Here is a 7272-nt window from a genome sequence, read left to right as displayed (position 1 = left end):
CGGCTGGAACGCTGGGTGGAGGTGCCCGACCAGCAGGACGGGTTCTCCACCTTCGTGGTCGCCGAGAAGCTCCGGGGCTAGATCAGTCCCCGGCGAGCAGCCGGGCGGCTCGGTCCGAATGGGCCTGCGACACGGCTGGTTACCATGACCCCAACCAGAGAAAGGACCCTCATGCCCGGAGTGCAGGATCGAGTCATTGTCGTCACCGGCGCAGGCGGCGGCCTGGGCCGCGAGTACGCGCTGACGCTGGCCAAAGAGGGCGCCAGCGTCGTGGTCAACGACCTCGGCGGTGCCCGGGACGGCAGCGGGGCCGGGCACTCGATGGCCGACCAGGTGGTGGCCGAGATCACCGACGCCGGCGGCCGCGCGGTGGCCAACTACGACAGCGTCGCCGACGCCGCGGGCGCGGCCAACATCGTCAAGACCGCTGTCGGGGAGTTCGGCGCCATCCACGGCGTGGTGAGCAACGCCGGCATCCTGCGCGACGGCACCTTCCACAAGATGACCGACGAGGCCTGGGACTCGGTGCTCAAGGTGCACCTCTACGGCGGCTACAACGTGATCCGCGCCGCCTGGCCGCACTTCCGCGAGCAGGGCTACGGCCGCATCGTGGTGGCCACCTCCACCAGCGGGCTGTTCGGCAACTTCGGTCAGGCCAACTACAGCGCCGCCAAGCTCGGCCTGGTCGGCCTGATCAACACCCTCGCCCAGGAGGGCGCCAAGTACAACATCAAGGCCAATGCCATGGCGCCGATCGCGGCCACCCGGATGACCGAGGACATCCTGCCGCCGGAGGTGTTCAAGAAGCTGACGCCGGAGTACGTCGCGCCGATCGTCGCCTACCTGTGCACCGAGGAGGTGCCCGACACCGCTTCGGTGTTCATCGCCGGCGGCGGCAAGGTTCAGCGCGTGGCGCTGTTCCAGAACTCCGGCGTCACCTTCGACCACGTTCCCACCGTCGACGACGTCGCCGCCCAGTGGTCGACCATCGACGACCTCTCCGCGCCGGAGCCGGCAGCCTTCCGGCTGTAGTTGGAATACGGCGACGGGGTGAGCACCGGCGGGCTTGTTCTCGTGGCGGTCGCGATCGCGGTCGGCCTGGTGGGGATCCTGGTGCCGTTTCTGCCCGGCACGCTGCTGGTCTGGGCGGCCATCGCGGTGTGGGCATTCGTGGTGGGAACCACACCGGCCTGGGTGGTGCTCGGCGTCGCCACCGCGATCCTGGCCGCGGGCATCCTGGTGAAGTACCTGTGGCCGGCCAAGCGGATGAAGGCCGCCGACGTCAGCGGCCGGACCCTGGCCGCGGGGGCGCTCGGCGCTCTGGTCGGATTCTTCGTGATCCCGGTGGCGGGTCTGCTGGTGGGATTCGTGCTCGGAGTGTTCCTGGCCGAACTCGTCGGACGGCGCGACCGGCGCCGGGCATGGGCCTCAACCGTGCACGCCATCAAGGGGGTTGCGCTGTCGGTGGGGGTGGAGCTGACTGCCGCCTTGTTGGCGACGGCGGCGTGGGTCGTCGGGGTGTTCGCCTGACGGCCCGCTACACCTGGATGCTCAGCCCAGCAGTCGGCCCCGCAACCGCGCCACGTCCTCTTCGCTCACCCCGGCGGCCAGCAGATACCCGTGCAGCCCGCCGTGGGTCTCGTCGAGCACCCGCCGCGAACTGACCAGATACTCCTCGCGCACCCCGAGCACCTCGTCGGTGAGCCGGGACTCGGCGAACGACAGCACCTCCTCGGTCATCCCCTCGCGGCTGCGCATGGTGGCCAGGATCGCCTCCCGCAGGGGGCCGACGGCGTCGTTACTGCGCAGGTAATCGGCCAGCACCGCGTCGGCCGGCACCCCGGCGGCCTCCAGCGCCACCGCGACGGCGAAGCCGGTGCGGTCCTTACCGGCGAAGCAGTGCACCAGCACCGGGCGTCCCGCACCCAGCATGGTGATGATCCGGCGCACCGCCCGCCGTGCCCCGCCGAGGGTGGGGAAGCGTTCGTACTCGCCGGTCATCCAACGCCGCGCCGCGACCCCGGGGTCCTCCTCGGAGTACTCGGTCATCATCTTGTTCCAGCTTGACTCGTGCGGCGCCTCGCCCTCGTGGTGGTGCGACACCTCCGGGAACGGAAGATTGTGCACCGCAACACCTTCGGGCACCGCCCCGCCGCCGCGGCGGGAAACCTCGGCGGGCGAGCGCAGGTCGGCCACATCGGTGACACCGAGTTCGGCCAGCGCGCGACGGCCCGCCTCGTCGAGGCTGCTCAGTTCACTGGACCGGAACAGTCGTCCCGGCGCCAGTCCGGTCGCCTGGGCGACGTCCCGGAAATTCCATGCGCCGGAGATTCTCTGGTGCGGGGTAGTCACCCGCGTATCGCCGACGCAGCCATCGCCGACGGCTCTCGGCCGAGTTCGGCCTTGGCGACGGTCCGGAAGTGGACCTCGTCGGGACCGTCGAAGATCCGCATCGCCCGCTGCCACCCGTACATCCGGGCCAGCGGGAAATCGTCGCTCACCCCGCCGCCGCCGTGAATCTGGATGGCCCGGTCGATCACGTTGAGTGACATCTGCGGGGCCACCGACTTGATCTGGGAGACCAGGGCGAACGCCGCCCGGTTGCCGTGCCGGTCGATGGTCCACGCCGCTTTCTCGCACAGCAGCCGCGCCTGGTCGATCTCGTTGCGGGACACTGCGATCGCGTGCTGCACCATGCCCTGCTCGGCCAGTGGCTTGCCGAACGCGATCCGGGTGCGGGCGCGCTCGGTCATCAGTGCCAGTGCACGCTCGGCCACCCCGATAGCGCGCATGCAGTGGTGGATGCGGCCCGGCCCCAGCCGGGCTTGGGCGATGGCGAAACCCATGCCCTCCTCGGCGAGCAGGTTGGAGGCCGGCACCCGCACGTTGTCGTAGACGATCTCGGCGTGGCCGTGCTGGTCCTGCCAGCCGAACACCGACGTCGAGCGCAGGATGTTGACGCCCGGGGTGTCCACCGGCACCAGGATCATCGACTGCTGCTGATGGCTGGCGGCGTCGGGGTTGGTGCGGCCCATCACGATCAGGATCTTGCAGCGCGGATCGTTGGCGCCGGAGGTCCACCACTTGCGGCCGTTGATGACGTAGTGGTCGCCGTCTCGGGTGATCTCGGTCTGGATGTTGCGGGCGTCGCTGGAGGCCACCGCCGGCTCGGTCATCGAGAACGCGCTGCGGATCTCCCCGGCCAGCAGCGGCTCCAGCCATTGCCTCTTCTGCTCCGGGGTGCCGAACATGTGCAGCACCTCCATGTTCCCGGTGTCGGGTGCGGCGCAGTTGATGGCCTCCGGGGCGATCTCGGTGCTCCACCCGGACAGCTCGGCCAGCGGGGCGTACTCCAGGTTGGTCAGACCGGACTCGGCGGGCAGGAACAGATTCCACAGACCGCGGCTCTTGGCCTTGGCCTTCAACTCCTCCACCACCGGGGGGACGGTGAAGTCGCCCGGGCCGGCGGCGGCCCGGTATTCCTCGTAGAACTTCTCGGCCGGGAAGACCTCCTCGACCATGAAGTCGGTCAGGCGTTTGTGGTAGTCGGCGGCCTTGGCTGACAGGGCGAAATCCATATCGCCACGATAGGGCACCCCCGGGACTACTCGCCGGTCCCGTCCATCCGCTCGAAGTAGCCGGGTGCGTCCTCGTGGTCGCCCATGTGCCGGACCCCCTTGGACTCGGCTTGCCTCTCCGCGTTCTCGGCGGTGACGTTCGAGCCGTAGTCGGCCAGATACCGGATGTGGCCGGTGGAGAGTTCGGCGGCGCCGCCGATCAGGATGCCCGCCGCAACCAGTGCTGCGGCCAGGATGCCGGTGGTCTTCGTTGTGTTCATGACTTCAGCGTCTGCCCACGCGGAACCCCCCGGTGTCGTCCGGACGGAGGATTAACAGGAGGACAGCGGCGTCCACCGATCGGGGGACGCGCAGCCGGCGCCGACCCGTCAGACCTTCGCCGACGTGCCCGCCGGCAACGTCGTGATCACCCCGTCGCCGCCGATGACCATTTCACCCTTGAGGTTCGAGCGGGAGCGGATCCTGGCCAGGTCGTCGTGCAGAACCCAGGAGGAATACGCCGCTCTCACGAGGCTCTCCGGCGAGTCGAGAGCGTCGTTGGTGATATCCCAGAACATCATCCCGCGCAGGCCAAGGCCCTGGGCCCACTGGGCCTTCTGCGCGATCGAGGTGGGTGTCTCGAACGAACTGAACAGCTTCTGCGCGCCGTTGTAGAGATAGGCGGCCTGGGCGTTGTCGTCCCAGTAGAGCTTCCAGCCGCCGGCCGGGTCCTGTAGCTGCCGCAACAAGTCCTTGTAGTCGTAGACACCGGCCTCGAAGGTTCCCGGAGCCCCGCCGCTCGAGCTCTCCAGGTAGCCGCCGTCGCCGCCGTCGGCAACGCCGCTCCAGCCCCGGGTGTACAGCGGAGCTCCCAGCACGATCTTGTTCGGGGTGACGCCGGCCTTCAGATACAGCCCGACCGCGGTCTGGATGTCGTAGCCGTTCGGATCGCCGGTGAATGCCGACTGATGGCCGGTGGTCTTCTCCCAGGTTCCGTGGAAGTCGTAGGACATCAGGTTGAAGAAGTCCACGCTGGGTGCCAGGCCGGCGAGGTTGAAGTTGGCGATCTTGTCGTAGCCGGCAGGCGAAGCCACCGTGATCTCGTAGCGGCGGCCCTGCTGCTGACCGAGGACGTCGAGCTTGGTGCGCAGCAGTTTGAGCAGCGCCGCGTAGTTGGCGCCGTCGCCGGGGCTGGCTGAGTTGCCGTCCAGCCCGCCGCCGCCCGGGTACTCCCAGTCGAAGTCGACGCCGTCGAACATCCGGTAGGTGTCGAGGAAGTTCACGATCGAGGTGGCCAGCTTCTCCCGGCCGGCGGCGGTTGACACGGCGGTGCTGAAGTTCCTGGACAGCGTCCAGCCGCCGATGGCGATGTTCACCCGCAGGTGCGGGTACTTCTGCTTGAGTTGCGCAAGCTGGTTGAAGTTGCCCCACACGGTCTGCGTCGAGCGGGGATCGCTCGGCGGGTAGTACCACTGGTCGGCTTCGCCGGAGACCGTCTCGGAGGCGGCGAACCGCTTGTCGACCGCGGCGAAGCTGTCGTAGATCGCCACTTCGCCGGCCGGCGTCACGTTCAGGAACGCATAGATCAGGTGCGTCAACTGGTCGGCCGGCACATCAGCCACCTGGAAATTCCTGCCGTAGATCCCCCATTCGGGGAAATACGCCGCCATCACCTTGTTCTGCGCGGTGATCGGCAGGCCGGCGGCGTCGTCGTCGGTGATGGTGCCGGTGGCCACCGCCGACGCCAGGACGGCTCCCGACGGGTTGGTCAGCGTCAGGGTGAACGTCTCGCTCGGCTCGGCGGTGGTGTCGCCGGTGACGCCGACGTTGACGGTCTGGGTGGTGACGCCGGGGGCGAAGGTGAGGGTTCCGGAGGTTGCGGTGTAGTCCTGGCCTGCGCCGGCGGTTCCGTTGGCGGTGGCGTAGCCGACGGTGACGGCGCCGGCGGCCGCTTTCGACAGCGACACGGTGAACGCCATCGTCGCGGTACCCGAGTTGCCCTCTGTGACAGACGCGTTGGCGATCGACACCGTCGGCAGCGTCGCGACGACGTCGTCGTCGGTGATGGTGCCGGTGGCAACCGCCGATGCCACGACGGCTCCCGACGGGTTGGTCAGCGTCAGGGTGAACGTCTCGGTCGGCTCGGCGGTGGTGTCGCCGGTGACGCCGACGTTGACGGTCTGGGTGGTGACGCCGGGGGCGAAGGTGAGGGTGCCGGTAGCGGCGGTGTAGTCCTGGCCTGCGGTGGCGGTTCCGTTGGCGGTGGCGTAGCCGACGGTGACCGGTGCGGTCGATGCCTTGGACAGCGCAACGGTGAACGGCATCGTCGTCGAACCCGAATTGCCCTCGACCACGGTGGCGCCGGCGATCGACAGTGTGGGTGCCGAGACTCCGGCATTGGCGATCGCGTTCTGCCACTTGGCCACAGTGTTGGAATCCAGGGCGATGATGTTGTTGATGCTCATCTGGCCCAGGGGGACCCCGCTGAGGGTGTAGCTCTGGTTGTTACCGACGATCGTGACCTTCGTCGAACCGGAAACCTCGGTCACGTCGAAGTTGGCGGGCTGGAACCAGCCGAAGTCCAGTTTGTCCGCGGAGGTTTTGAAGTTCAGAACCGTATCGGTGCCCCAGGACCAGGTGATCTTGGTGGTGGTGCCGCCGGTGACCGGTGGGTTCGAGCCCCCTCCGGTGCCGGAACCCGGGTAGGTCAGCGTGTTGATCGTGCCGTAGTCGTTGAAGAGTCTGGCGAAGCTGCCGGCCGGTGCGCTCATGCCGGAGTGGGTGTAGGTGGACACACCCAGCGGGCCCGGGGTGTCCCGGGTGACCGACCACAGCGCCACCATGCCCAGGCCCTTGGCGCGGGCGTAGTCCTCGACCGCCTGCGCGTCGGCGAGGGTGAAAACCTCGGTGGTGATGTCGTTGACGCCGAGCATCGGCGTCACGCCGAGTTGGCTGTAGGCGAATTTCCTGCCGTATCCGCCGTAGAGCTTGCTCAGCTGAGAGTAGGTCGATTCGGCGGACTGAATCGCATAGGCGCCCATGCTCTTCGCCGACGGCCCGGAGGTCGGCGCGGCGGACTCGCCGTAGTCCATCGCCATCACGTTCACCCCGGCCAGGGTTACCCCGGCCTTGAGGGCGGAGTCGACCACCTTCAGTCCGTCGGCCGTCAGACCGCTGGGCAGCACCGGCAGGGTGTACCAGATCTGAACGGCCGGCTTTGACTGCTGCAGCAGTTTGAGCGCCTGGCTGTGCAGGGCGATCGAGGCCGGGTCGGCCACCGCCGCACCTTCGATGTCGAAGTCGAGGTGGTTCACGCCGTAGGTGTCGATCACCCCGGCGTAGGCGCCGGCCAGTTGGGCGGCCGTCATTCCGCGGGTCGCCCCCCACTGCGCCAGGGATGTTCCGGCCTGCCCACCGAGGGAGATCATCACGTCCCCGCCGGCGGCCTGCAGCGCCTTGATCGACCGGTTGATCGACTGCGCCTGGTCGTTGGCGGCACTGGGTTCCAAGGCGTTGAGCCCGGCCCAGGCCAGCCTGCCGTCGGGGGTGGCCTGCATGAAGGCCGCGGTGAACAGCGATCCGCCGCCGTTGGTCTGGCTGACCGCCAGCAGGTCGGGAACCGGCCAGCCGCCCATGTCGACGTAGGGGGCGTAGAACGCCTTGCCCCAGCGGTCCCCGGTGACCGGCGGCGGGGTGGTGCTGTCGTCGTTGGTGA

6 protein-coding genes are annotated in these 7272 nt (G+C 68.5%); 2 read left to right on the top strand and 4 right to left on the bottom strand.

The features are described 5' to 3' along the window. Positions 1-171 precede the first annotated feature (171 nt). Both ACKOQ4_RS12490 and ACKOQ4_RS12485 read left to right on the top strand, forming a co-directional pair. Entirely contained in the window at positions 172-1032 is an 861-nt protein-coding gene (locus ACKOQ4_RS12490) for an SDR family oxidoreductase (RefSeq protein WP_526292261.1), read from the top strand. 18 nt (positions 1033-1050) lie between these two features. Continuing rightward, positions 1051-1530, top strand: coding sequence for a DUF456 family protein (locus ACKOQ4_RS12485; RefSeq protein ID WP_526292259.1), 480 nt, complete (start codon positions 1051-1053; stop codon positions 1528-1530). Between the two features lie 21 nt (positions 1531-1551). On the opposite strand, the gene ACKOQ4_RS12480 is transcribed toward ACKOQ4_RS12485, so the two are convergent. The 4 genes from ACKOQ4_RS12480 to ACKOQ4_RS12465 all read right to left on the bottom strand — a co-directional run. Continuing rightward, positions 1552-2352, bottom strand: a complete 801-nt coding sequence (locus tag ACKOQ4_RS12480) for a tyrosine-protein phosphatase (RefSeq protein ID WP_526292257.1) — start codon at positions 2350-2352, stop codon at positions 1552-1554. Then, a complete protein-coding gene (locus tag ACKOQ4_RS12475; protein WP_526292263.1) occupies positions 2349-3566 on the bottom strand; it encodes an acyl-CoA dehydrogenase family protein in 1218 nt (405 codons plus the stop codon). The genes ACKOQ4_RS12480 and ACKOQ4_RS12475 overlap by 4 nt, the downstream gene beginning before the upstream one ends. Before the next feature lie 38 nt (positions 3567-3604). Continuing rightward, the gene (locus tag ACKOQ4_RS12470) at positions 3605-3838 is read right to left on the bottom strand and encodes a hypothetical protein (RefSeq protein WP_526292255.1); all 234 of its coding nucleotides are present in this window, start codon (positions 3836-3838) and stop codon (positions 3605-3607) included. Between the two features lie 108 nt (positions 3839-3946). Next, positions 3947-7272 (bottom strand): glycosyl hydrolase family 18 protein (locus tag ACKOQ4_RS12465; RefSeq protein WP_526292253.1); only part of this gene is annotated, 3326 nt, incomplete at its 5' end.

Source organism: Mycobacterium sp. (assembly GCF_046095365.1).
Taxonomy (GTDB): Bacteria; Actinomycetota; Actinomycetes; order Mycobacteriales; family Mycobacteriaceae; genus Mycobacterium.
Note: the sequence above shows the minus strand (reverse complement) of the source record. Positions and strands in the feature narration are given on the sequence as shown.